This window comes from Micromonospora sp. CPCC 205739 (assembly GCF_036906795.1).
GTDB lineage: Bacteria > Actinomycetota > Actinomycetes > Mycobacteriales > Micromonosporaceae > Micromonospora.
The window spans coordinates 617,809-640,674 of sequence record NZ_JBAKHS010000001.1; the positions used below are offsets into that span (position 1 = coordinate 617,809).

20 protein-coding genes are annotated in these 22,866 nt (G+C 72.9%); 6 read left to right on the forward strand and 14 right to left on the reverse strand.

Annotated features, from left to right (window positions below; translation table 11 throughout):
* Positions 1–161: 161 nt before the first annotated feature.
* Positions 162–1,298 (reverse strand): glycerophosphodiester phosphodiesterase, encoded by a 1,137-nt coding sequence (locus tag V6U88_RS02915; RefSeq protein ID WP_334449594.1) that lies wholly within the window; start codon positions 1,296–1,298, stop codon positions 162–164.
* Positions 1,299–1,439: 141 nt separating this feature from the next.
* Between V6U88_RS02915 and V6U88_RS02920 the strand changes: the two genes are divergently transcribed.
* Both V6U88_RS02920 and V6U88_RS02925 read left to right on the forward strand, forming a co-directional pair.
* On the forward strand, positions 1,440–2,774 hold the full coding sequence (locus tag V6U88_RS02920; RefSeq protein ID WP_334449596.1) for a TrkH family potassium uptake protein: 1,335 nt from the start codon (positions 1,440–1,442) through the stop codon (positions 2,772–2,774).
* On the forward strand, positions 2,764–3,432 hold the full coding sequence (locus V6U88_RS02925) for a potassium channel family protein (RefSeq protein WP_334449598.1): 669 nt from the start codon (positions 2,764–2,766) through the stop codon (positions 3,430–3,432). The genes V6U88_RS02920 and V6U88_RS02925 overlap by 11 nt, the downstream gene beginning before the upstream one ends.
* Positions 3,433–3,474: 42 nt before the next feature.
* Here V6U88_RS02925 and V6U88_RS02930 read toward each other — a convergent pair whose 3' ends face one another.
* The 7 genes from V6U88_RS02930 to V6U88_RS02960 all read right to left on the reverse strand — a co-directional run bounded on the left by V6U88_RS02930 (position 3,475) and on the right by V6U88_RS02960 (position 12,230).
* Entirely contained in the window at positions 3,475–5,109 is a 1,635-nt protein-coding gene (locus tag V6U88_RS02930; protein ID WP_334449600.1) for a serine/threonine-protein kinase, read from the reverse strand.
* A gap of 71 nt (positions 5,110–5,180) precedes the next feature.
* Positions 5,181–6,734: a fused MFS/spermidine synthase gene (locus tag V6U88_RS02935; RefSeq protein WP_334449601.1), complete on the reverse strand. Its 1,554-nt coding sequence runs from the start codon at positions 6,732–6,734 to the stop codon at positions 5,181–5,183.
* 36 nt (positions 6,735–6,770) lie between these two features.
* Complete coding sequence (locus V6U88_RS02940) at positions 6,771–7,784, reverse strand: coiled-coil domain-containing protein (RefSeq protein WP_334449602.1); 1,014 nt, start codon at positions 7,782–7,784, stop codon at positions 6,771–6,773.
* Positions 7,785–7,998: 214 nt separating this feature from the next.
* On the reverse strand, positions 7,999–8,808 hold the full coding sequence (locus V6U88_RS02945; RefSeq protein ID WP_334449603.1) for an inositol monophosphatase family protein: 810 nt from the start codon (positions 8,806–8,808) through the stop codon (positions 7,999–8,001).
* The gene (locus tag V6U88_RS02950) at positions 8,801–9,253 is read right to left on the reverse strand and encodes a response regulator (RefSeq protein ID WP_334449604.1); all 453 of its coding nucleotides are present in this window, start codon (positions 9,251–9,253) and stop codon (positions 8,801–8,803) included. The genes V6U88_RS02945 and V6U88_RS02950 overlap by 8 nt, the downstream gene beginning before the upstream one ends.
* A complete protein-coding gene (locus tag V6U88_RS02955; RefSeq protein ID WP_334449605.1) occupies positions 9,250–11,016 on the reverse strand; it encodes a sensor histidine kinase in 1,767 nt (588 codons plus the stop codon). Before V6U88_RS02955 ends, V6U88_RS02950 begins: the two co-directional genes overlap by 4 nt.
* The gene (locus tag V6U88_RS02960) at positions 11,013–12,230 is read right to left on the reverse strand and encodes a PP2C family protein-serine/threonine phosphatase (protein ID WP_334449607.1); all 1,218 of its coding nucleotides are present in this window, start codon (positions 12,228–12,230) and stop codon (positions 11,013–11,015) included. Before V6U88_RS02960 ends, V6U88_RS02955 begins: the two co-directional genes overlap by 4 nt.
* A 270-nt stretch (positions 12,231–12,500) precedes the next feature.
* On the opposite strand from V6U88_RS02960, the gene V6U88_RS02965 reads away from it, so the two are divergent.
* Positions 12,501–14,945: a M28 family peptidase gene (locus V6U88_RS02965; RefSeq protein WP_334449608.1), complete on the forward strand. Its 2,445-nt coding sequence runs from the start codon at positions 12,501–12,503 to the stop codon at positions 14,943–14,945.
* A gap of 35 nt (positions 14,946–14,980) precedes the next feature.
* On the opposite strand, the gene V6U88_RS02970 is transcribed toward V6U88_RS02965, so the two are convergent.
* The 5 genes from V6U88_RS02970 to V6U88_RS02990 all read right to left on the reverse strand — a co-directional run bounded on the left by V6U88_RS02970 (position 14,981) and on the right by V6U88_RS02990 (position 18,837).
* Positions 14,981–16,195 (reverse strand): PP2C family protein-serine/threonine phosphatase, encoded by a 1,215-nt coding sequence (locus V6U88_RS02970; RefSeq protein ID WP_334449609.1) that lies wholly within the window; start codon positions 16,193–16,195, stop codon positions 14,981–14,983.
* 83 nt (positions 16,196–16,278) lie between these two features.
* A complete protein-coding gene (locus V6U88_RS02975; RefSeq protein WP_334449610.1) occupies positions 16,279–17,085 on the reverse strand; it encodes an alpha/beta fold hydrolase in 807 nt (268 codons plus the stop codon).
* Positions 17,086–17,243: 158 nt separating this feature from the next.
* Complete coding sequence (locus V6U88_RS02980; protein ID WP_013736060.1) at positions 17,244–17,498, reverse strand: Smr/MutS family protein; 255 nt, start codon at positions 17,496–17,498, stop codon at positions 17,244–17,246.
* Positions 17,499–17,607: 109 nt separating this feature from the next.
* On the reverse strand, positions 17,608–17,976 hold the full coding sequence (locus V6U88_RS02985; protein WP_334449613.1) for a tetratricopeptide repeat protein: 369 nt from the start codon (positions 17,974–17,976) through the stop codon (positions 17,608–17,610).
* A 90-nt stretch (positions 17,977–18,066) separates the two neighbouring features.
* Positions 18,067–18,837: an ROK family protein gene (locus V6U88_RS02990; protein WP_334449615.1), complete on the reverse strand. Its 771-nt coding sequence runs from the start codon at positions 18,835–18,837 to the stop codon at positions 18,067–18,069.
* A gap of 118 nt (positions 18,838–18,955) precedes the next feature.
* Between V6U88_RS02990 and V6U88_RS02995 the strand changes: the two genes are divergently transcribed.
* From V6U88_RS02995 to V6U88_RS03005, 3 genes are read left to right on the forward strand one after another with little or no spacing between them, the layout of a single operon-like run.
* Entirely contained in the window at positions 18,956–20,593 is a 1,638-nt protein-coding gene (locus V6U88_RS02995; RefSeq protein ID WP_334449617.1) for an ABC-F family ATP-binding cassette domain-containing protein, read from the forward strand.
* A gap of 38 nt (positions 20,594–20,631) precedes the next feature.
* A complete protein-coding gene (locus tag V6U88_RS03000; RefSeq protein WP_334449619.1) occupies positions 20,632–20,949 on the forward strand; it encodes a hypothetical protein in 318 nt (105 codons plus the stop codon).
* A gap of 60 nt (positions 20,950–21,009) precedes the next feature.
* The gene (locus V6U88_RS03005) at positions 21,010–21,735 is read left to right on the forward strand and encodes a methyltransferase domain-containing protein (RefSeq protein ID WP_334449621.1); all 726 of its coding nucleotides are present in this window, start codon (positions 21,010–21,012) and stop codon (positions 21,733–21,735) included.
* Positions 21,736–21,805: 70 nt separating this feature from the next.
* On the opposite strand, the gene V6U88_RS03010 is transcribed toward V6U88_RS03005, so the two are convergent.
* On the reverse strand, positions 21,806–22,813 hold the full coding sequence (locus V6U88_RS03010) for a LacI family DNA-binding transcriptional regulator (RefSeq protein ID WP_334449623.1): 1,008 nt from the start codon (positions 22,811–22,813) through the stop codon (positions 21,806–21,808).
* Between the last annotated feature and the right edge of the window lie 53 nt (positions 22,814–22,866).

Here is a 22,866-nt window from a genome sequence, read left to right on the forward strand (position 1 = left end):
TACGTCATCAGCTCCACAGGGCGCGAACCGACCCCTTGCCCGCCGACCACCCGCAGCCGCAGGGTCGAGACGGTCGACTTCCAGGACAACGGAACGGGGTGCCCGGCTCGACCGGACACCCCGTCTCGCGTACTCGATGTGGATGGACCGCCCGCGGCCGGTCAGCGCGCGGCGAGGCCGGCGCGGGCGGCCACCGCGGTGTCGGGCTGGTCGGCGAAGACGCCGTCCAGGCCGAGGCGGTAGAAGAGTTCGTACTCGGCGGTGATGTCGCCGCGGGCGTTCGGGTCGGCGCCGATCCGGAGGTCGGCCGGGAGGAACTGGTTCTCGGCCCGGAACGTCCAGGCGTGCACGACCAGGCGCTCGCGGTGCGCGTCCCGGACCACCGTGGTCGGCGCGCGCAGCTTGCCGGTGGCGTCGCGGGGCACGATAGGGTTCTTGTTCAGACCGACGCCGTCGGCGTAGTCGGCGATCCACGCCAGCCCGGCCGGGGTGGCCAGGTCGGCGTAGGTGCGGGCGTCACCGGCGGCGGTGAAGTCGTACGGGCGGCCGGTCGCGTCGAGGAGCTGCACCAGCGGCACGTCGATCAGCGCGTCCAGCTTGCGCAGGTTGGCGGTCTCGAAGGACTGGACGAAGACCGGGTCGTGCCGATGGGTCAGCCGGTTCTTGCGCAGGACCGCGACCAGCGGCTCCTCCAGCGGCAGCCCGATGGCGGCGAAGTAGCTGGGGTGCTTGGTCTCCGGGTAGACACCGACGGTGCGGCCCCGCTGGCGGCTCTCGGTGCGGGCCAGGTCGATGACCTCCTGGAACGTCGGCACCTCGAACCGGCCGTCGAAGGCGGTGTTCGCCACGCGCACCTGCGGCAGCCGCTCCTTGGCACGCAGGGTCTTCAGCTCGGCCAGGGTGAAGTCCTCGGTGAACCAGCCGGTGACCCTGACCCCGTCGACGGTCTTGGTGGCCCTGCGCTCGGCGAACTCCGGCCGGGCCGACACGTCGGTCGTGCCCGAGATCTCGTTCTCGTGCCGGGCGACCAGCACGCCGTCGGCGGTCGAGACCAGGTCCGGCTCGATGTAGTCGGCGCCCATCCGGATCGCCAGCCGGTAGGCCTCCAGGGTGTGCTCGGGCCGGTAGCCGCTCGCGCCGCGGTGTCCGATCACGATGGGCCGGTGGCCGGCCCGGTCCCGGCCGGCCTGGTCCGCGCGGTCGGCCGCGTCCTCGCGGGCCGACGCCGAGCCGGGCACGGCAACGGCCGCCGCGAGCAGGGCGCCGGCCAGGCCGAGGGCGGAAAGGGTACGTCGCAACGCCGTCTCCTGTCGTCGATTGGTCGGCCCAGCAGACCGGTCCGGGCTGACCGCCAGTTGGTCGGCGGCTGGCCGCCCGGCGAACCCTGCGGGATACGCGATTCACCGACCCGAAAATGCCGGGAAACGGAAGATTGTCTGGTGCGCCGGTTCCTCAGCAGTCCCGTCCGGCTGGTGCCGCTCGGATTCCTGGTGGCGATCGCGATCGGCACCGGCCTGCTGATGCTGCCCTGGGCGACCAGCGAGCAGCGCTACACCCCGCTGGTCACCGCGCTGTTCACCGCCACCTCCGCGGTGTCGGTCACCGGCCTGGCCGTCACCGACACCCCGAACTACTGGAACGAGTTCGGGCTGGTGATGATCACCGTGCTCACCCAGCTCGGCGGCCTCGGCATCCTCACCGGCGCGGCCCTGGTGAGCCTCGCGGTGTCTAGGCAGCTCGGCCTGCGCAACCGGCTGCTGGTCCAGGCCGAGACGGCCGAGTACGGCGTCGGCGACGTCAGGTGGATGCTGGTCCGCATCGCCACCACGGTGGTCGTCACCGAGGCGCTGATGGCGGTGGTCATCAGCGGGCGGCTCTGGCTCACGTACGACTACCGTCCCGGCCGGGCGCTCTGGTCCGGCGTGTTCCACTCCATCCAGGCCTTCAACAACGGCGGTTTCACGCTCTACTCCGACGGCCTGCTCGCCTTCTCCCGGGATCCCTGGGTGTCGTTGCCACTGACGGTCGGCGCGATCATCGGCGGGCTCGGCTTCCCCGCCCTGTTCGAGGCGGCTCGGCACTGGCGCCGCCCGGCCCGCTGGGCGGTCGCCACCAAGCTGACCATCTGGGGCAGCGTGGTGCTGACGGTGGGGGGCTTCGCCGCGCTGCTGCTCGCCGAGTGGGGCAACCCGCGCACCATCGGCACCTACGACGCGCCCGGCAAGCTGCTCGCCACGTTCACGCAGATCGCCTTCACCCGCACCGGTGGCTTCGACGTGATGAACGTCGAGTGGTTGAGCGAGGAGAGCTATCCCCTGCTCATCGCGATGATGTTCATCGGCGGCGGCAGCGCCAGCACCGCCGGCGGCATCAAGGTCTCCACGTTCTTCCTGCTCGCCTTCGTGATGTGGGCGGAGGTGCGCGGCGAGCCGGACGTCACGATGGGCCGGCGGCGGATCGCCGGGTCGAGCCAGCGGCAGGCGCTCACCGTGGCGCTGCTCAGCGTCGCGCTGGTGGTCGCCGGCACCGTCGGACTGGTCCTGATCACCGAAGGGGTCCGGTTCAACGAGTCGCTGTTCGAGGTGACCTCGGCCTTCAGCACCACCGGCATGTCGGTGGGGCTCACCCCGCGGCTGCCCGAACCGGGGCAGTACCTGCTGATCGCCCTGATGTACATCGGCCGGGTCGGGCCGCTCGCCATCGGCTCGGCGATCGCGTTGAACACCCGGCGCCGGTTGTACCGCTACCCGAAGGAGCAACCCATTGTCGGCTAGAAGTGTGCAGGTCGGCGACATCGCGGTCGTCGGGCTGGGTCGGCTCGGTTCCCACCTGGCCGAGGCGCTGACCCGGCTCGACCACGAGGTGCTCGCCATCGACCGGAACCTGGACCGGGTGCAGCGCTGGGCGCCGCGCCTGCCCCGGGTGGTGCAGGCGGACTCGACCGAGGAGGACGCGCTGCGGCAGTTGGGCGTGGGCGACTTCCAGCGGGCGGTGGTCGCGATCGGCGCGTCGGTGGAGGCGAGCGTGCTCACCGTCCTGGCGCTGGCCGAGGTCGGCGTGCCGCAGATCTGGGCCCGGGCCAACTCGAACCGGCACGCGAAGATCCTGTCCTCGGTCGGCGCCCACCACGTGATCTTCCCCGAGGTGGAGACCGGGGACCGGGTGGCGCACCTGATCGTCAGCCGGATGCTCGACTTCATCGAGTTCGGCGACGACTTCGCCATCGCCAAGGTGCCGGTGCCGCCGTCCCTGGTCGGCCGATCGCTGCGCGAACTGGCCCCGCCCGAGCGCTACGGCGTGATGGTGGTCGGCGCGAAGCTGCCCGGGGAACCGTTCCGCTACGCCACCGCAGACACCGTGCTCGTCGCGCGCAGCGTGCTGATCGTGGAGGGCACGATCGACCAGGTGCAGCGCTTCGCCACCCTGGGCTGACCGGTCACTTCTTGCCCTTGCCCTTGCCTCCCTTCGCCGCCCCTACTTCCCGCCTTTTCCCTTGCCGTCACCCGACCCCTTGCCCTTGCCGGAGCTGCCGGACTTCGCCTTCGAGGTGCCCGATCCGCCGCTGCCCGAGGAGGTCGCGGTGCTCTTAGCCGGCGCCTTCCTCGGCGGGGCCTTCACGGTCGGGGGCTTCGTTGTCGGGGCGGCGCCCGGCGCCATCCCGGCCACCCCGGAGACCCGTACGCCGCAGGCGTTCTCGCCGATCTTGAATTCGAGCGGCAGCGGGTTGCCACCGGTGTACCGGCCGGACAGCGCGATCTTCTCGGACGCCCCCGGCGCCAGCGACTCCCGGCCGGCGGCCGGGGTGACCCGGACCGTCCGGCCATCCTGTAGCACCGTCGGGCCGGCGGTGACCGTCTGCTGGCCGGGGAAGGCGAAGCTCATCGTCCAGTCGCGCAGCTCGCGGGTACCTCTGTTGGTGAGGGTCAGCTGGGCGGCGAAGTCCTTGCCGGAGTCGCTGCGCAACGCGTACTCGACCTCGCAGGGGGCCGACTGCTCCAGGCCCATCCGCGCCTCGGTGGGCTGGTCGACGCCGCCGCTGGCCGGCGTCTTCGAGGTCACCCCCCACATCGCGGCGGTGACCGCGACCAGGCCGGCGGCGGCCACCCCGGCCTCCACCCGGCGCCGCCGGGTCGTCGCCCGGCGGCTGCGGGTACGGCCGGAGAACGGCAGCGCGTCGGTGTCGGTCGACCAGGGCAGGATCGTGGTACCGGCGTTGGCCAGCAGCGCCGGGTCGAGCGTGCCGGGCGCCGGGGAGACCGGCACGGCCGGGATCATCCCGGCCGCCTCGGCCAGGGTACGGGCCAGCTCGGCGGTGGTCGGCCGGTCCTCGGGGCGCTTGGCCAGGCAGCGGTGCGTCAGCTCGGCCACCTCGTCGGGCAGCCCCGGCACCTCCGACATCGGCTCCGGGTCGTTGTACATGTGCGCCCGCAGCATCTCGGTGGTGGTGCTGGCCTGCCAGGGCAGCCGGCCGGTCAGCATCCGGTAGAGCAGCAGCCCGACCGCGTACACGTCGGTGGCCGGGGAGACCTGGCCGTTGTCCAGCCGCTCCGGGGCCAGGTAGGCGGGGGTGCCGAGCAGCGTCCCGTCCGGACCCTTCTCGCTCTCGCCGACCAGCGCCGAGATGCCGAAGTCGACGACCTTCACCCCGGTGGAGGTCAGCATGACATTGCCGGGGGTGACGTCGCGGTGGACCACGCCCCGGGCGTGCGCGGTGGCCAGCGCGGAGGTGACCTCGGCGGCGATGGTGACCGCCTCGCGCCAGGCCAGCTTGCCGTCCCGGCCGAGCCGGGCGGTCAGCGGCGCGCCGTCGACCAGCTCCATCACGACGTACGGCACGGTCAGGCCGACCTGCTCGGACTCGCCGTAGTCGTACACGTTGGTGATGTTGGGGTGGCAGAGCCGGGCGGCGGCCTGCGCCTCGATCCGGATCCGGTGCCGGAACGCCTTGTCGGCGGCGAGCCGCGACGCAAGCACCTTCACCGCGACCTGTCGGCCGAGCACCTCGTCGTAGCCCCGCCACACCACGGACATGCCACCCGCGCCGAGCTGCTCGACCAACCGGTACCGCTCACCCAGCAGCTGCGCGCCGTTCCGGATTCCTCCACCCATGGTCGGACGTGTTGCCCGAGACCGACCCGACTACACCTGCCTGGTCGTAATCGGTCACCGAAATCACCCGATCAGGCTGTCGCGAGCAGTTGGTCCACCGGGGCGTAGTCGTCGGTGAGGACCAGCGCGTCGCCGACGAAGGCGGTCAGGTCCGCGCCGGTGAGCAGGTCCGGCACCGCGTCGAGCCGGCCCAGCCGCGGGGTGAGGGCGTCCACCGGCAGCGGGGCGTCCGAGGCGACGATGAGGAAGTTGGAACCCTGCTGGCCGGCGATCGCCGCGGCGGGAGCGACCAGCGCGACGTGGCGGAACTCGGCGGCCACCGTGGCCAGTTCGCTGCGGATGAAGCGGCCCGGCGGGTAGTCGATGACGTTCTGCACGTACATTCCCCCGGGCCGCAGCACCCGGCGGATCTCCGCGGCCATCTCGCGGGTGGCCAGGTGCCAGGGCACCACCAGGTGACCGAAGGCGTCCCCGACGACGAAGTCGCGGCTGTCGGTGGGCTCGCCGGCGACCAGCATCCGGGCGTCGCCCACCACCGCGCGCAACCCCGGCCCCGGCCGTACGCCCAGCAGCCGCTGGTCCAGCTCGACCAGCTCGCCGTCGATCTCGAAGACCACGTTGTCGGTGCCGGGACGGGTCGCGCTCAGGTAGCGCGGCACGGTGAAGCCCCCACCGCCGACGTGCAGCGCGTCCAGCCGCCGCCCCGGCGGCGCGGCCACGTCCGCCGCCGCGCCGATCCACTTCGTGTACGCGTACTCGAGGTGGGACGGGTCGGCCAGATCCACGTACGAGTGTTCGGCCGAGTTGAGGTAGAGCACCCGCCCGCTGGCCCGGGACGGGTCGTCGGCCACCCGCGCGCAGTGGTACGCGGTCTCCACGTCGCACGGGTTCGGGGCGACCGCGCTGAGCCCCGCCCCGAGCAGCCCGAGCACCGCCAGCGTCGCCTTCGTCCGGGTCGCGCCGGGCAGCCCGGCACCCGCCTGCCGGCGCAGGTAGAGTCCGAGGGCGAGACCGGTGACCCCGAGCAGCACCGCCAGCGCGATCAGGATGGCCGTGCTGGGCAGCGCCGCCACCAGCACGAAGCCGGTGGCCAGGGTGGCGGTGATGCCGCCCAGCGTGCCGATGCCGGAGAGCCGCCCGACCACCTGCCCGGTGCGGCGCAGGTCGGCCAGTTGCAGCTTCACCACCAGCGGGGTGACCGCCGCGAGCAGGGCCGCCGGGACGAAGACGGCGAGCGCGGTGAGCAGCAGGATGGCGCTGGCCGCGCCGCCGCGCAGCACCTCACCGGCGTAGCGGACCACCGGCAGGGTGACCGCCGTGGCGATGCCCGCCAGCACCAGCGCCGGGGCCAGCAGGCCCCGCGGGTCCCGCCGGTCGGCCAGCCAGCCGCCCGTCCACGCCCCGTACGCGATGGCGGCCAGCGCGATGCCGATCACCGAACTGGTGACCTGGAGGGTCACCCCCACGTACGGGCCGACCAGGCGGAGCGAGACCGTCTCCAGCACCAGCACGGCGCCGCTGGAGAGGAAGACCAGGAACGCGGCGAGCCCGTTGGGCAGCGCGCGGGCGGTGGCGGGCCCGGCGGCAGCCGGGTTGACCACGACGTCGGACGATGAGCTGCTCACCGTCGCGATGGTACGCAGCGTTCCTGGCGCTCCGGGTCAGTACATCGAAAGATGAACATGGTTTGTGTGGTCGGCGGCCGGGCTGCCGGAACCGCTGTACGCCCGCCAGCCGGTGTTCGGCATCCAGATCTGCCGGTACCAGATCACGTAGAGCACGCCGAGCCGGCTGGCGTTGTTCTTGTAGTAGTTCGCCAGGCTGTCGCCGTACGCCTTGTCCCCACCGGTGGCCGTGCGGTCCTCGAACCCGCCGGTGGCAGCGGAGAAGTCGCAGGCCCGTCCCTTGGGGTGTTCACCGTCGCCGCCGCTGCGGAAGCAGGAGACGTGCCGCTTGTAGCCGGCGGCCTGGGCCTGCCGGAGGGCGTGCAGGGTGCGCGGGGTGATGCAGCCGTCGGTGGTCGGGTCGTTGACCGAGCAGGACTCCGACGGCCAGGACCCGTCCGAGTTGCGGGGCGCCGGGCTGGCCGAACGCGAGCCGCCGCTGAAGCCGGAACTCGCACCGGAGCTGACCGTGGCGAGCGCCCGCTCGGCGTCGCGCTTCCGCTTGGCCAGCGCGGCGAGCTGCTTCTGCTGTTCGCGTACCTCGGTGTCGATGGCCGCCTTGGCCTGCGCGGCGGCCTGCTTGGCCTCGGCGAGCTCGCGCAGCCGCTTGGCGTCCCGCTGGCCCATCACGTCCAGCTCGGCGGCGCGCTCCAGCAGCCCCTGCGGGCTGGCGCTGTTGAGCAGCGCCGTGGCGGTGGTGAGCCGGCCCAGCCGGTACGACTGCGCGGCGACCTCGCCGACCTGGGCGTTCAGCCCGACCAGCCGCCCCTCGACCGCCTTCAGCTCGCCGGTCAGGGCGGCCTGGCGGCGCTTGGAATTGTCCAGCTTGGTCTTGGCCTCGATGTGGCCCTTGGCGGCGGCCTCCAGCGCCTCGCGGAGCTTCTTGGTGCCGCCCTCGTTCGGCTCCGCGGCGGCCGGCACGGCGCCGGCGCCGAGCAGGAGCGCCACGGCGGCGAGCAGCACGATCAGCGGCCGGCGGGCGCGCGGCCAGGTGAGGCTGGTCCTCGGCACGACAGTGTCCTTCCCTCGGCCGCCGGGGGGACGGCGGCACGGCGGCGGCCCTGCGGGCCACCAGGGGGTGACCTGCGGGCGACGACCGCCGGACACGATACCGGACCCAGGCCGGTTGACCAGGCCCGCGACCACCTGCGGCATCGATCGTCGACACAGCGTCCCGACGCGATCGCAGAGCGCCGCGACAGCCGCCGTCCCGTCGGTGCCGGGGTCAGCCGCCGAGCAGGGCGGCGCGGACCTCGTGCCAGGTCCGCTCGTCGGCGGCGACCAGCAGCCCCTTGTCGTCGTCGGCCGGGTGGTACTCGGCGCCGTCGAACCGGCGGGCCACGCCGCCGGCCTGGCGCACCAGGAGCACGCCCGGGGCGTGGTCCCAGGGCAGGGTCCGCCAGAAGAGCACGAACTGCTGGGCGCCGGTGAGCAGGTCCAGGTACTCGCGGCCGGCGCAGTGCTGCCCGTGCAGCAGCTCGCCGATCCGCTCCCCGCCCGCCTCGGCGGTCCGTCGGGTCTCTGGCGGGAGGAACCGGGTCATCGCGGTGCCGCGCAGCGCACCGAGCGGCGGTACGCCCTCGGCGGTGCGCACCGGCCGGCCGTTGAGCAGAGTGCCTTCCCCGGCGACGGTCACCGCCAGCGTCTCCGCCAGCGGGTCGAGTACCCAGGCGGCCGCCGGCTCGCCGTCGGTGAGCAGCGCGACCATCAGCGCGAAGGGGCGTCGGCCGGCGGCGAAGTTGCCGGTGCCGTCGACCGGGTCGACCAGCCAGACGTCGCCGTCGCCGCGCAGGTGGCCCAGCAGGGACGGGTCGTCGGCGACCGCCTCCTCACCCACCACCACCGAGCCGGGACGCAGCCGGCGCAGCGCGGCGGAGATCTTCTCCTCCGCCCGCCGGTCGGCGACCGTGACCAGGTCCCCGGGGGCCTTCTCGGTGACGTCGCTGTCGTCCAACCGGCGGAACAGGGGCAGCACGACCTCCGCCGCGGTCTCCCGCAGCAGGTCGCCGACGTCGTCCCGCAGCCGGTCAGCCACGCGGAGGGAGCTTGACCACGCTGACGAAGAACTCGTCGATCTGCCGGACCACCGAGATGAAGCGCTCGAAGTCGACCGGCTTGGTCACGTAGGCGTTGGCGTGCAGCTGGTAGCTGCGCAGGATGTCCTCGTCGGCCTGGGAGGTGGTGAGCACCACGACCGGGATGCGACGGAGCTGCTCGTCCTCCTTGATCTCCTCCAGGACCTCACGGCCGTCCCGGCGGGGCAGGTTCAGGTCGAGCAGGATCAGGTCCGGCGTCACCGCGTCGGCGTACTGACCCTCGCGGCGCAGGTAGGCCAGCGCCTCGGCGCCGTCGGAGACCACGGTGAGCCGGTTGCGCAGCTTGTGCTCGTCGAACGCCTCCTGGGTCATCAGCACGTCACCCGGGTCGTCCTCCACCAGCAGGACCTCGATCGGGCTCTTGCCGTCCGCCGGCGCGGTCATCTCACCGTCTCCCTCATGTCACCCGTTGTACCGTGCAGCGGCGTCGTCTCGGGCGCATCCGCGCCCGCCGGGCCGTCCGGCTGCCGACCCACCGCCGGCGCGGTGCCTTCCGGCGCACCGTCGGCGTCGGCCACCGAACCGGGAGCGTCCCCGGCCGGCTCCGCGTCCGTGACCGCGTCGGCGTCCGCCGCTACCGCGGCCCGGGCCGCCTCGACGTCCTCGGGGAGCGCCGGCAGCGTGAAGCGGATCGCGGTGCCCTCCTCGGTGTCGGTGTCCACCCAGACCCGGCCACCGTGGTACTCGACGATCTTCTTGACGATCGCCAGGCCGATGCCGGTGCCCGGGTACGCGTCCTTGGCGTGCAGCCGCTGGAAGATCACGAAGATCTTGTCGGCGAACTCCGGCTCGATCCCGATGCCGTTGTCCTGGCAGGTGATCTCCCACTCGTCGTCGACGAGCCGGGCGGAGACGTGCACCTTCGGCGTGACGTCCGGGCGGCGGAACTTGATCGAGTTGCTGACCAGATTGGCCAGCAGGTTGGTCAGCAGCGGTTCCTCGCCACGGATGACCGGCATCTCGTCCCAGGTCAGCTCGGCGTCGGCGTACTGGCGGGCGGCCTCGGTCTGCCCGGCCACGTCGCCCATCACCTTGTTGAGGTCGACCTCGGTGAAGCCGGTGGTGAGCCGGCCGATCCGGGAGAAGGCCAGCAGGTCGTTGATCAGGCGCTGCATCCGCTGCGCGCCGTCGACGGCGAAGGCGATGTACTGGTCGGCCCGCTCATCGAGCTGGCCGGCGTAGCGGCGCTGGAGCAGCTGGCAGAAGCTCGCCACCTTGCGCAGCGGCTCCTGGAGGTCGTGCGAGGCCACGTACGCGAACTGCTCCAGGTCGCGGTTGGAGCGGGTGAGTTCCTCGGCCTGCTTCTGGAGCTGGCTGTTGACCCACTCGATGCTCTCGCGCGCCTCACGTACCTCGGCGAGTTCCCGGGCGATCTTCTGCCGCATCGCGTCCACGTCCTCGGCGAGCCGCTGGAACTCCGGCGGCCCGGAACCGGCGATGCGGTGCTGGTAGTCGCCCTCGGCGACCTCCCGAATCTGCTGCGCCAGCCCGGTCAGCGGCTTGATCACCATCCGGTCGAGGGAGAGCAGCAGCACCGAGCCGGCCACCGCCACCACCACCGCCGCGATGATCAGCAGGACCACCAGGATGTTGCTGGTCTCGTAGACCTTGGCGGCGGTGCGTTGCCGCTCGCTGAGGATCTCGGCCTGGAGCGTACCGACCGAGGCGCGGACCTGCTCGAACTGCTGCCGCGCCTGGTCGGTGATGAGCGCCTGGCCGGCGGCCGTGCCGTCCCGCTCGGTCGTGGTGATCACCGGCTGGGCGACGGTACTGCGCCAGTCGGCCGCCTGCTGCTCCACGACCGACAGCGCCTGCTCGACGTCGGGATAGTCACCGATCAGCGCCTTCATCCTGCTGACGGTGTCCCGCTCCTGCTGCAGGCCGCTCTCGTACGGGGCCAGGTCGGCGCGGTCGGCGCTGACCGCGTACCCCCGGACGGCGGTCTCCTGGTCGAGCAGGGCGTTGAGCAGTTCCTGGCCCTGCACCCGCAGCGGGCCGGTCTTCACCAGCACCGCGTCCATGTTCTGCCGGGTCTTGGCCGCCAGCGCGGCCTCGGCCGCGGCGAGCCCGATCAGCAGCGTCACGACCACCGTGAGCAGCACGCTCACGCGCCGGCGCAGGGTCCACCCCTGGCGGTACGAGTTCACCGGCCACCACCCCGGGTGACCAGCAGCATGGCGACGTCGTCGGCGAGCGGACCGCCGTTGATCTGCTCGGCCCGGCCGACCAGCCAGGCCGGCAGCTCGGCCAGCGGCACCGCCTGGTTGGCCGGCTCCTCCAGCAGGCCGACCAGCCCCGGCACGTCCAACCGGTCGTCGCCGTCGTCCACCCGTCCCTCGATCAGGCCGTCGGTGTACATCAACAGGGACCAGTCATCGGTGTCGAACTCCAGGTCGAACGCTACGGGTCGGCGGGGTCGTACGCCGAGGAGCAGGCCGCCGCGGGCCGGGACCGGTGCGACCTTGCCCCCGGAGAGCAGCAGCGGCGGCGGGTGCCCGGCCAGCCGGACCGTGGCCCGGTTGCCGTGCAGGTCCAGCCGCACGGTGGCGACGGTGGCGAAGATCTCCTGGAGCCGGCGCTCGCTCATCAGCACCTGTTCCAGGGCGGGCAGCACGTCGTCGTCGGCGACCCCGGCGAGGATCAGCGCCCGCCAGGCGACCCGCAGCTCGACGCCGAGCGCGGCCTCGTCCACGCCGTGCCCGCAGACGTCGCCGACGATCAGGTCGACCCGGTCGGGCCGGGTCTGCACCACGTCGAAGAAGTCCCCGCCGATCAGGGCCGCGTGCCGGCCCGGGCGGTAGAAGGTGTGCACCGCCACCTCGTCGGTGCTCATCAGCGGCTGGGGCAGCAGACCGCGCTCCAGGCGGGCGGACTCGGCCTGGCGCAGCTCCACCTCGCGCAGCCGCCGGGCGTTCTCGTCGGCCCGCTTGCGCTCCACCGCGTAGCGCAGCGCTCGGGTCAGCAGCACCCCGTCGACCTGGCCCTTGACCAGGTAGTCCTGGGCGCCCTCGGCGACCGCGACGATGCCCAGGTGCTCGTCGGAGCGGCCGGTCAGCACGCAGACCGCCGCGCCGCTGGCCATCTCCAGCACCTTGCGCAGCCCGTCCAGGCCCTGCGCGTCGGGCAGCCCGAGGTCGAGCAGCACGCAGTCCACGCCGGCCACCCGCTGCCGGGCCTCGCTGAGGCTGGTGGCGACCAGCAGGTCGATCATCGAGTTGGTCTCGGCGAGCAGCTCGCCGACCAGGAAGGCGTCACCCTCGTCGTCCTCGACCAGCAGGACCCGCAGCCGCTCGCCGGGCGGCAGGTTCGGGTTCGGCCCGAGGCCCCCCTGCGGGTACGGCGCCACGGAGGGACCGGCCATGCCGGGCCCCCGGTGCGGCCGGGTCACCGCCGCGAGACGCGGGAGTTCGCTGGTGATGTCGAGCTCCTTCCGAGTGCCCCGCTGATCCTGTATTAGACAACGGTCGCACACAACATGGCCGCGGCGGCACGGGCGTACCCGGGCAAGGCCGTCACACGGACAGCGGTCGGGCGGGACCGAGCGTTACGGATCGGCCCGGGGTGTCGCGGCTCACCCCGGCGCGGTGCAGGATGATGCCCACCCTTCTGCCCCACCCCCGAGGAGTCCGCCGTGGGCGCACCCGTAGTTCCCGCCGCCGAGGAGTCCGCCGGGGGCACCCGCGTGGTTCGCGCCGCGGACCGGGCGCTCGCCCGGCCACGCCGCCGGGCGCTCGCCGCCGTCGCCGCGCTGGTCGCGCTGCTCGCGGTCGGCGCCACCGTCCTGCTCGACCTGCGCACCCCGGCGCCGCGTCCGGCGGACGCGCCGGCCGGCGAGTTCAGCGCCGCCCGGGCGTACCGGACGGTGCAGACCGTCGCGGCCCGTCCGCACGTCGCCGGCAGCCCGGCCAACGATCAGGTACGCGAGCACCTGGTGGGCGCGCTGCGCGGGCTGGGGCTGGAGACCGAGGTGCAGGACACGGTCGCCCGGGAGGCCGGCCAGCTTCAGCGGGGCAACGGCAACTACTCGATGGGCCGGGTCCGCAACGTGGTCGCCCGTCTTCCGGGTACGGACCCGACCGGCCGGGTCTTCCTGGTCGCGCACTACGACTCGGTGCAGTCCGGGCCGGGCGGCAACGACGACGGCGCCGGCACCTCCACCATCCTGGAGGTGGCCCGCGCGCTGACCACCGGCCCCCGCCCCCGTAACGACATCGTCTTCGTGCTCACCGACGCCGAGGAGGCGTGCCTCTGCGGCGCGTCCGCCTTCGTCTCCAGTCACCCGCTGGCGAAGGACGGCGGGGTGGTGCTCAACCTGGAGGCGCGCGGCTCCACCGGGCCGGTGATCATGTTCGAGACGTCGCGGAACAACGCGGACCTGGTGGAGCTCTTCGGCCGGGCGGCGCCGCACCCGGTGGGCACCTCCTTCGCGGTGGAGATCTACCGGCTGCTGCCGAACGACACCGACTTCACCCCGTTCCGCGACCAGTACGACCTCGACGACCGTCCGCGCTTCATCGGGTTGAACTCGGCCTACATCGACGGCGGCGCGATCTACCACACGCCTCTGGACACCCCGGAGGTGATGGATCGGGCCAGCCTCCAGCAGCACGGCGACAACGCGCTCGGCCTGGCCCGGGCGTTGGGCCGGTCCGACCTGCCGACGCTCTGGTCCGCGGACGACGCCACCTACTTCCCGGTGCCGGGTGGGCTGGTCCGCTATCCGGGCTGGCTGACCTGGCCGCTGACGCTGGCGGCGGTGATCGGCGTCCTCGTGCTGGGCTGGTTCGCCCGGTCGCGCGGCCGGACCACCGGTGGTCGGCTGTTCGCCGGCTTCGGCCTGGCTCTGGTGCCGATCGTCCTCGCCCCGCTCACCGCCCAGCTGTTCTGGGCGGGAGTCACCGCCGTCCGCCCCGGGCACGCCGAGCTGCTCGACCCGTACCGGCCGACCTGGTATCGGCTGGCCGTGGTGGCGCTCGCCGCGGCGGTGCTTCTCGGCTGGTACGCGCTGCTGCGGCGCTGGGCCGGGCCGATCGCACTGGCGATCGGCGGGCTGGCCTGGCTGGCCCTGCTCGCCGTGCCCCTCTCCCTCTTCGCACCGGGCGGGTCGTACCTGGTCGTCCTGCCCGCCCTGGCCGGCGTCGTCGCCGGCTTCGTCGCGCTGAACACCCGGGTCGACGGGCCGTGGCCGGTGGTCGCGGTGACGGCGGCCGGCGCGGTGGCCGTGGTCATCCTGCTGCCGACCGTGGTGCTGCTCTTCCCCGCGCTGGGCATGGCGATGGGCGGGGTCGCCGCCCTCTTCGCGGTGCTGCTCGGCCTGGCCGCGCTCCCGGTGGTCGACCTGCTGCACCCGCAGGCCGGTGGGGAGCGGGGGTTGCGCGCGCTCCGCGCCCGGAGGCTGGGCGCGCTGCCGGTCGGCGCCGCCGCGCTGGCGGCGGCGGCCTTCGCCGGGGTGGGGCTGTCCGTCGACCGCTTCGACGCCGCGCATCCCGCGCCGACCCATCTGATGTACGCCATGGACGCCGACACCCGGCAGGCGCGCTGGCTCAGTCACGAGGAGGACCCGCAGCCGTGGACCGCGCAGTACGTCGGCGGGGTGGAACGTGTCGGTGGCGAGTTCCCCGGCCTCGACGACGCGGAACTGCGCTCGGGGCCCGCGCAGCCGGCCGACCTGCCCGCTCCGAAGCTGGAGGTGCTGAGCGACACCGGCGACGGCGACGAGCGCGTCCTGCGACTGCGGGTGACCCCTCAGCGGCAGGTCCGCCTGCTCACGGTGCACGTGGACGGAGATACCGCGGAGGTGCTGAACGCCGAGGCGGAAGGTCGGATGAACGAACTCTCCGGGCCGCCGCCGAACCCGCCGTGGACCGCGGGGTTGACCTTCCACGCGCCGCCGTCGCAGGGGATCGAGGTCAGCCTGAAGCTGCTGCGCAAGGGTGAGCGGGTCCGGATCCGGGTCATGGACGTCAGCGACGGGCTGGACGGCCTCCCCGGCTTCCGCCCCCGGCCCGCCGGGGTCGGCGTGGCCGGCTCGCACAGTTCCGAGATGCTGGCGGTGGCTCGGACGTATCCGTTGTAGGCGGGCCGGTGGGGGCCGGTGTTCCAGGGATCACCTCACCGGCGAGCATGCGACGGGCCGCGCGGCGGCTCTCTGCGAGTGGGATGACCGGGTGGGGCGCTGATGGCCATGACGGCGGTGTCGTCGGTGAGCCCGGCGCCGAAGGTACCGAGCAGATCGGTGACGGCGGCGACGGCGTCGGCGGCGTTGGTGGGTGCCAGATCGGCGGCGAATCGGGCGAGGGCTGCGGTTCCGTAACGGCCGTCGGGGGTCTCGCTGCCGGCGGTACGGGCCTCGGTGAGCCCGTCGCTGTAGAGAAGCAACGTATCGCCGGGGTTCGCTACGACAGTGGTGTTGGTGTATCGGGAGTTCGGGAAGGCCCCCACGATTCGGCCCTTCGTGCATTGGTAGTTGGCGGAGCCGTCGGCCTGTAGCAGCAGTGGTTCGGGGTGTCCGCCGCTGGCGATGACCGCGGTGAACCCGCCGACGGCCGGCGTGGGTGTGAGGATGCCGAAGACGACGGTGCAGTAGCGCGCGTCCTCGCGGTATTCCTGCCAGAGGACGGTGTTGAGGCTGTGCAGCGCGGTGGCCGGGTCGGGGTCGTAGACGGTTGCGGCGCGCAGCGTGTAGCGGGCCAGGGCGGTGACGGCGGCCGCTTCGACGCCCTTGCCGCTGACATCGCCGAGAAAGAATCCCCAGCGGCCGTCGTCGAGGGGGAACAGGTCGTAGAAGTCGCCGCCGACCTCGTCGGTGGAGGCCATCCGGTAGTACGCGGCGCTTTCCAGTCCGGGCGGGGTTTGCAGCACGGCGGGGAGCAGACTTCGTTGCAGTTTGCTGACGAGTTGCCGTAGCCGTTCGTCCTCGCGTTCCGCGGCTCTGCGGGCGTCGAGGAGCTCTCGTTCGTAGCTGCGGCGTTCTCTGGCATCGAAAATGGCCGTGCGGATGAGTTGGGGTTGGCCTTCGCTGCCGCCCTTGACGACGGAGGTAACGAGGACCGGCATGCGGGAGCCGTCCTTGGTGCGAAGTTCCAGGGCGATACCGCGGATCTCGCCCTGCATGGCCAGCATGGGTGCGAAGTGGGTTTCGTGGTAGATGCGGCCCCCGCCGGTGAGGAGGTCGCTGAAGCGGCGCCGGCCGACGAGTTCCTCGCGGGTGTAGCCGAGCCATGCCAGCAGCGTGCTGTTGATCTTGGCAATGGTGCCGTCCAGGAGGGTGGACAGGTTCCCGCAGGGCGCATTCTCGTACAGGTCTTCGAGGTTGTCTTCAAGCAACGAAGGGAACCTCACCTCGCCCGGCCGGGCGCTCCCGTCATCGCCTGGACCTTGGCCGTAAGGATCACGCCCGGCAGAGGCGGTCACCGGTAAGCGGCCCGGACGAACGACGTGATCGCTGCAGCCGTGGCCTCGGGCGCGCTCAACTGGGGGCAATGCCCGGTCGCGTCCAAGGTGACCAGCCGACTTCCGGCGATCTGCGCGTGCACGAACGCGCCGACCTCAGGCGGCGCGATGGCGTCCTGGGCGCATTGCAGGATCAGGGTGGGAACACTCACTGCGGCGAGGTCGGCACGGTTGTCGGACAGGAACGTGGCGCGGGCGAACACCTGCGCCATTGCCGGGTCCGTCCGGCAGAAACTCGCCGTCAACTCGTCCCCCAACTCCGGCCGCTCCGGATTGCCCATGATCAGCGGGGCCATGCTCGACGACCAGCCGAGATAGTTGCTGTCGAGCGACTCGAGCAACTCGTCGATGTCATCGCGAGTGAAACCGCCTCGGTAGTCTCCGTCATCGATGTAGCACGGTGACGGGGTGACCAGGACAAGTGCGGAGAAGCGGTCCGGTTCGCGGTTTGCCGCGAGGACTCCGATGCTCGAACTGACCGAGTGCCCGACGAAGATCGGCCGCTGGAGGTCCAGGTCCTGGCAGATGCTCAGCACATCATCGGCGTAGCCGTCCAGGGAGGCGTACCGGCCGGCGTCCCAGGCCGCCGGATCAGCCCTGCCTGAACCGACGTGGTCGAAGAGCACCACCTGAGCCCATTGTCCGATTTCGGCAACAACGTGGCGCCACATGTGCTGGTCGCAGCCGAAGCCGTGCGCGAGCACGACGGTGGGACCGCCCTCGCGACCGGCCAACCTCACGTTGTTGCGGCTCCGCACACGCATTCACCTATCTTCCATCCCCGGCACCTCGGGACCAAGTGCCGCTCACCTGGGCAAACCTCGTCGCGCACGGCCTGCGAGCCCCGCAGGACGGCACACCCGAAGGCGAGCACCGGCGGAAGATGCCGGGGCGGTGTGGGGAGGTCGGCGAGCCGGGGCTCCTACTTCCAGCGGAAGTGCACGAAGAGCCGGCCGAAGTTCTTGGAGTCCTTCTCGACCCGGTGGTAGAGCTGCTTGACGTCCTTCTGGTCGAGGAACCGCAGCACCCGCTTCTTGAGCTGCCCGGAACCCTTGCCGGGGATGATCTCCACGAGGGTGGCCTTCTTCGCCACCGCCTCGTCCATGATCCCGCGCAGCGCCCGGTCGATGTCGTGGCCCTTGTTGAAGATGTCGTGCAGGTCCAGCTTCAGCTTCATGCCGCGCCCACCACCAGGTCAGCTCCCATCCCGCAATCGTAGGCAAGCCGGCGAGCCGGCTGCGGACGCGCGTCGGGGCGGCCCCGCAGGGCCGCCCCGAGGATCGGCGTCAGCGACCGAGTCCCACCCGGGTCTCCACCCGGCGCAGCGCGGTCGCGTAGTCGTCGTTGGTCGAGTGCATCGCCGCGGCGATCCGCAGGTGCCGCAGCGCGTCCGCGTGCCGGTTCATCCGCTCCAGCGTCCGGCCCAGCACGTGGTGCGCGTAGTGGTCGCTCGGGTCCCGTTCGACCAGCTCGCGCAGCTGCTCCTCGGCCCGGTTGAGCTGGGCCGACTGGAAGTAGGCGCGGGCCAGCAGCTGGCGTACCGAGGAGTTGCCGGGCTCGGCCTCCACGATCGGCTCCAGCAGCCGGGCCGCTCCGGTCGGGTCACCCGCTTCGAAGAACATGGTCGCCCGCCGGTACTCCGCCAGAAGATCCATCCCGACCCACCTCCTCCTGTCGAGCCGCTTCTGGTCCGACGCTGGCACAACACCGGCCGGACCGCGAGTGTTCCTGCGCGGGAATCGCGCTCAGGGGGCCGGGTCGTACCGGCCGGCGATCAGGTCCCAGGCCCGGACACCGCCCACGATTCCGGCCGTGTTCGGGACGACCACGACGTCCTCCCCCATCCGGGCCAGTTGCTCCGGCCGGATCAGCCGCGAGTTGCCCCCGCCCAGGTAGAGGCGGTCCCAGCGGAACACCGGGCGCAGCCCCTCCACCACCTGCCGGATCCGGCGGGACCAGAACGCGTCGCCGAGCCGGCGCCGCTCCGGCTCCCCCACGTACGTGTCGTAGGTGGTGCCCCAGCGCACCGGCGCGTGCGACAGCTCCAGGTGCGGGGCGAGCAGCCCGCCGTCGAAGAGCGCGCTGCCCAGCCCGGTGCCGAGGGTCAGCACCAGCTCGCAGCCGGTGCCGGCGACCACCCCGGCCCCGTGCACCTCGGCGTCGTTGAGCACCAGCGCCGGCACCCCGAAGGCGTCGGCGAGCGCGCTGCGGGCGTCGTACCCGGACCACTCGGCGACCAGGTCCGGGACGACGCGGCTGCGCGGCCCGGAGCGGGTCACGTAGTGCGGGGTGGCGACGACCACCCCGTGCCGGATCATGCCGGGCATTCCGACGGTCACCCGGTCCGCCGTGGGCAGCCGGGCGCCGAGTTCCATCAGCGTCTTGACGAAGAGCGCCGGCGGCAGGGGGTACGGGGTGGGCACCCGCAACGGCCTCGCGCGCATCGTGCCGGCGGCATCCAGCACGCTGGCCTTGATCCCGCCACCGCCGCAGTCGATCGCCAAAGTGGTCACCACGCCAGTGAGTCTCCCTCGCGTCCGCCCCGCCGCCCTCTCCACCCGCCGACATTCCCGGCGGAACGATCTCCCGCCGCAAGGATTTCCCCCAGATCGCGCGGGATAGGCTCGGCTCCTCATGAGCGCCACGTTGATCGTCAAGGACCTCGCCGCCGGGCACGGTGACCGGCTGCTCTTCTCCGACCTGGAGCTGGTGGTCGCCCCCGGCGACGTGGTCGGGCTGGTCGGGGTCAACGGGGCCGGCAAGTCGACCCTGCTGCGCACCCTGGCCGGGCTGCTGCCGGTGGAGCTGGGCACCGTCTCGCTGAACCCGCCCACCGCCACCGTCGGCTACCTCCCGCAGGAGCCGGAGCGCCGGCCCGGCGAGGCGGTCCGCGATTTCCTGGCCCGCCGGACCGGGGTCACCGCGGCGCAGGCCGCGCTGGACGCGGCGACCGAGGCGTTGACCGCGGGCGGGCCCGGCGCGGACGACGCGTACGCGGAGGCGCTGGAGCGCTGGCTCGGTCTCGGCGGCGCGGATCTGGAGGAACGCGCGGAGCAGGTCGCCGCGGAGCTGGGGCTGACGGTCGACCTGGACCACCCGATGACCGGTCTCTCCGGCGGCCAGGCCGCCCGCGCCGGGCTGGCCTCGCTGCTGCTCAGCCGCTACGACGTGTTCCTGCTCGACGAGCCCACCAACGACCTGGACCTGGCCGGCCTGGAACGGCTGGAGCGGTTCGTCACCGGGCTGCGCGCCGGCACGGTGCTGGTCAGCCACGACCGCGAGTTCCTGACCCGGACGGTGACCCGGGTGCTGGAGCTGGACCTGGTCCAGCAGCAGGTCCGGCACTACGGCGGCGGGTACGCGGCCTACCTGGAGGAGCGGGAGGTGGCCCGCCGGCACGCCCGCGCCGACTACGAGGAGTACGCCGACACCCGCGCGGGGCTGGAGGCCCGGGCCCGCACCCAGCGCGCCTGGATGGAGAAGGGCGTGAAGAACGCCCGGCGCAAGGCCACCGACAACGACAAGATCGGCCGCAAGTTCCGGGCCGAGGCGACCGAGAAGCAGGCGGCCAAGGCGAAGCAGACCGAGCGGCTGATCGAGCGGCTGGACGTGGTCGAGGAGCCGCGCAAGGAGTGGGAGCTGCGGATGGAGATCGCCGCCGCACCCCGCGCCGGCGCGGTGGTGGCCTCGCTGCGCGGCGCCGTCGTCCGCCGGGGCGGCTTCACCCTCGGCCCGGTGGACCTCCAGATCGACTGGGCCGACCGGGTGGCGATCACCGGGGCGAACGGCTCCGGCAAGAGCACCCTGCTCGCCGCGCTGCTGGGCCGGCTGCCGCTGGACGGCGGGCACGCCGCGCTCGGGCCGGGCGTGGTGGTCGGCGAGGTCGACCAGGCCCGGGGGCTCTTCCTCGGCGACCAGCCCCTGGTGGACGCGTTCGGCGCCGCCGTACCCGAGCTGACCCCGGCGGACGTGCGGACGCTGCTGGCGAAGTTCGGCCTGCGCGCGGAGCACGTGCTGCGGCCGGCGGCGACCCTCTCCCCCGGCGAGCGGACCCGGGCGGCGCTGGCGCTGTTGCAGGGGCGCGGGGTGAACCTGCTGGTGCTGGACGAGCCGACCAACCACCTGGACCTGGCGGCGATCGAGCAGCTGGAGTCGGCGCTGGCGCACTATCCGGGGACGCTGCTGCTGGTCACCCACGACCGGCGGATGCTGGACGCGGTGAGCGTCAACCGGCGGCTGCGGGTGGACGCGGGACGGATCGCCGAGGATTGATCCGTGCCGGCCGGCGCGCGGCGGGTGAGAATGACCCCATGCTCAAGTGGGAGTACGCGCTGCTGGTGCGGCGACGTCAGGCGGCCACCAACGACCTCGGCTGGGAGGTCGTCTTCGTCTGGTACGGCCCGGACGGCTCGATGGTCGACGTCACGCCGTACGGGGACACCGCGCTGGCCCACCTGAACCGGGCCGGCGACCAGGGCTGGGAACTGGTGGCGATGAGCGAGGACCCGTCGCTGCCCGGCAACAACGAGCTGCACCGTTACCACCTCAAGCGGCCGAAGGCCAGCGCCGCGCCGCGCCAGCGGATCCGGGGCGCGGGCCGGGCCGCGCGGCGCACCATTTCCGGCTGAACCGGCCGCTCGCCACGCATATCGGGCGGCGATGCGGGTAACGGCCGGCGGGAGGTGGCGATGGTCGCGCTGGCGCAGACGCCGCCCTCGGCCGAACGGCTGCGGGCGATCGACGGATTCCTCGCCGAGGCCTGGGCCGACCAGGTCCGGCACGACGAGCGGCTGCGGGCGCTCACCGTGGAGGTGCGGTTCGACCGGGGGGTCGCCCACCTGACCGGGGAGGTGACCGAGCCGGCCGAGCTGCGGCTGGTCCGTGACCTGGTGGGCCGGCTGGCCGGGGTGTACGGCGTCTGGTCCCGGGTCGGCGTGGGCGGCCGGGAGCCCGTGGTGGTGGACCTGGGCTGCGGCGGCCAGAAGCAGTACCCGACCAACCTGGGGCTGGACATCTTCCCGGCGCCCGGGGTGGACGCGGTGGCGGACCTCTCCGGCTCGCTGCCGCTGGCCGACGACTCGGTCGACGTCCTCTTCGCGGTGCACATCCTGGAGCACCTGATCGACTTCCTGCCGCTGGTGGACGAGTGCCACCGGGTGCTCCGCCCGGGCGGCGTGCTGCACGTGATGAGCCCCTGGTGGGGGCACGTCAACGCGGTCGCCGACCCGACCCACGTACGCCTGCTCGACGTGCAGACCGTCAAGGGCATCTGCGGGCAGCGCCCGCCGGGCACCCCGCGCTGGTACCCGCTGCACGCCGGCTGCGACGGCGCGTCGATCTTCGCCGACCTGACCCCGCTCCCGCCCGACGCCGCTCCGCCGACCCCCGCCCACCTCGCCCGCTTCTTCGCCTGACGCGCCCGGCGAGTAAGCCGGCAGAGCCACGGGGCAGCGCAGGGGCCGCAGCCCAGCGCGGGCAGACAGGTCAGCCGGGCTGGGTGCTCTCGCGGGGGGCGAGGCGGTAGGGGGCGGTGAGGTCGCGGGGCGGGGTCTCGCGGTCGCCGTCCACCCGGGCGGCCAGCATCTCGACCGCGAGCCGGCCGATGCGCTCCTTGTCGGGGGCGATGGTGGTCAGGGTGGGCACGCTGAACCGGCCGTCCTCGATGTCGTCGAAGCCGGCCACCGCGACGTCCTCGGGCACCCGCAGGCCGGCCTCGTGCAGGGCGCGCAGGGCGCCGAGGGCGAGCGTGTCGTTGAAGCAGAAGACGGCGTCGGGGCGTACCCCGGTGGCCAGCAGTTGGCGCACGGCGGCGGCGCCGTCCGCGCGGTGCCAGGCCGGCGCGGGCGCGACCAGGCTCTCGTCGTAGTCGAGGCCGGCGTCGGCGAGCGCGGCGGCGTAGCCGGCCAGGCGCAGCCGGGCGCTGGCGCCCTCGGGGGTGCGCTGCGACCCGACGGCGGCGATCCGGCGGCGGCCGAGGCCGACGAGGTGGGCGGTGATCTCCCGGGCGGCGGCCACGTTGTCGATGCCGACGTGGTCGGCCGGGCCGTGGTCCACCCGCTCGCCGAGCAGCACCATCGGCGTGCCGTCGAGGCCGGCGAGGTCCTCGGCGGTGAGCGCGAGCGGGCTGAGGATCAGGCCGTCGATCATGTGGTCGCCGATGCCGGCGGCGGCCACCCGCTCCCGCTCGGCCCCACCGCCGGTCTGGTCGATCAGCACCGTCCAGCCGCGCTCCGCGGCGGCGGTGACGACGTGCCGGGCCAGCTCGGCGAAGTACGGGATGTCCAGCTCCGGCACGGCCAGCGCGATCACGCCGGTACGCCCCTTGCGCAGGTTGCGGGCGGAGAGGTTGGGCCGGTAGTTCAGCTCGGCGATCGCCTCCTCGACCCGGGCCCGGGTGTCCGGCCGGACGTGCAGGTAGCCGTTGACCACGTTCGAGACCGTCTTGACCGACACGCCGGCCCGCTCGGCCACGTCCTTGAGCCTGTGTCGCACGATCTCATCCCTCCCCGGGGTCGTCGTCCCCGGACTCTATCGTGCATCACCCT

Bases quoted from the DNA above. Each gene is read 5' to 3' on its own strand.
- V6U88_RS02960 (WP_334449607.1), bottom strand. From the start codon at position 12,230: ATGGCCGGTCCCTCCGTGGCGCCGTACCCGCAGGGGGGCCTCGGGCCG.
- V6U88_RS02950 (WP_334449604.1), bottom strand. From the start codon at position 9,253: ATGACCGCGCCGGCGGACGGCAAGAGCCCGATCGAGGTCCTGCTGGTG.
- V6U88_RS03000 (WP_334449619.1), top strand. From the start codon at position 20,632: ATGCTCAAGTGGGAGTACGCGCTGCTGGTGCGGCGACGTCAGGCGGCC.
- V6U88_RS02995 (WP_334449617.1), top strand. From the start codon at position 18,956: ATGAGCGCCACGTTGATCGTCAAGGACCTCGCCGCCGGGCACGGTGAC.
- V6U88_RS03005 (WP_334449621.1), top strand. From the start codon at position 21,010: ATGGTCGCGCTGGCGCAGACGCCGCCCTCGGCCGAACGGCTGCGGGCG.
- V6U88_RS02930 (WP_334449600.1), bottom strand. From the start codon at position 5,109: ATGGGTGGAGGAATCCGGAACGGCGCGCAGCTGCTGGGTGAGCGGTAC.
- V6U88_RS02980 (WP_013736060.1), bottom strand. From the start codon at position 17,498: ATGAAGCTGAAGCTGGACCTGCACGACATCTTCAACAAGGGCCACGAC.
- V6U88_RS02975 (WP_334449610.1), bottom strand. From the start codon at position 17,085: ATGCGTGTGCGGAGCCGCAACAACGTGAGGTTGGCCGGTCGCGAGGGC.
- V6U88_RS02985 (WP_334449613.1), bottom strand. From the start codon at position 17,976: ATGGATCTTCTGGCGGAGTACCGGCGGGCGACCATGTTCTTCGAAGCG.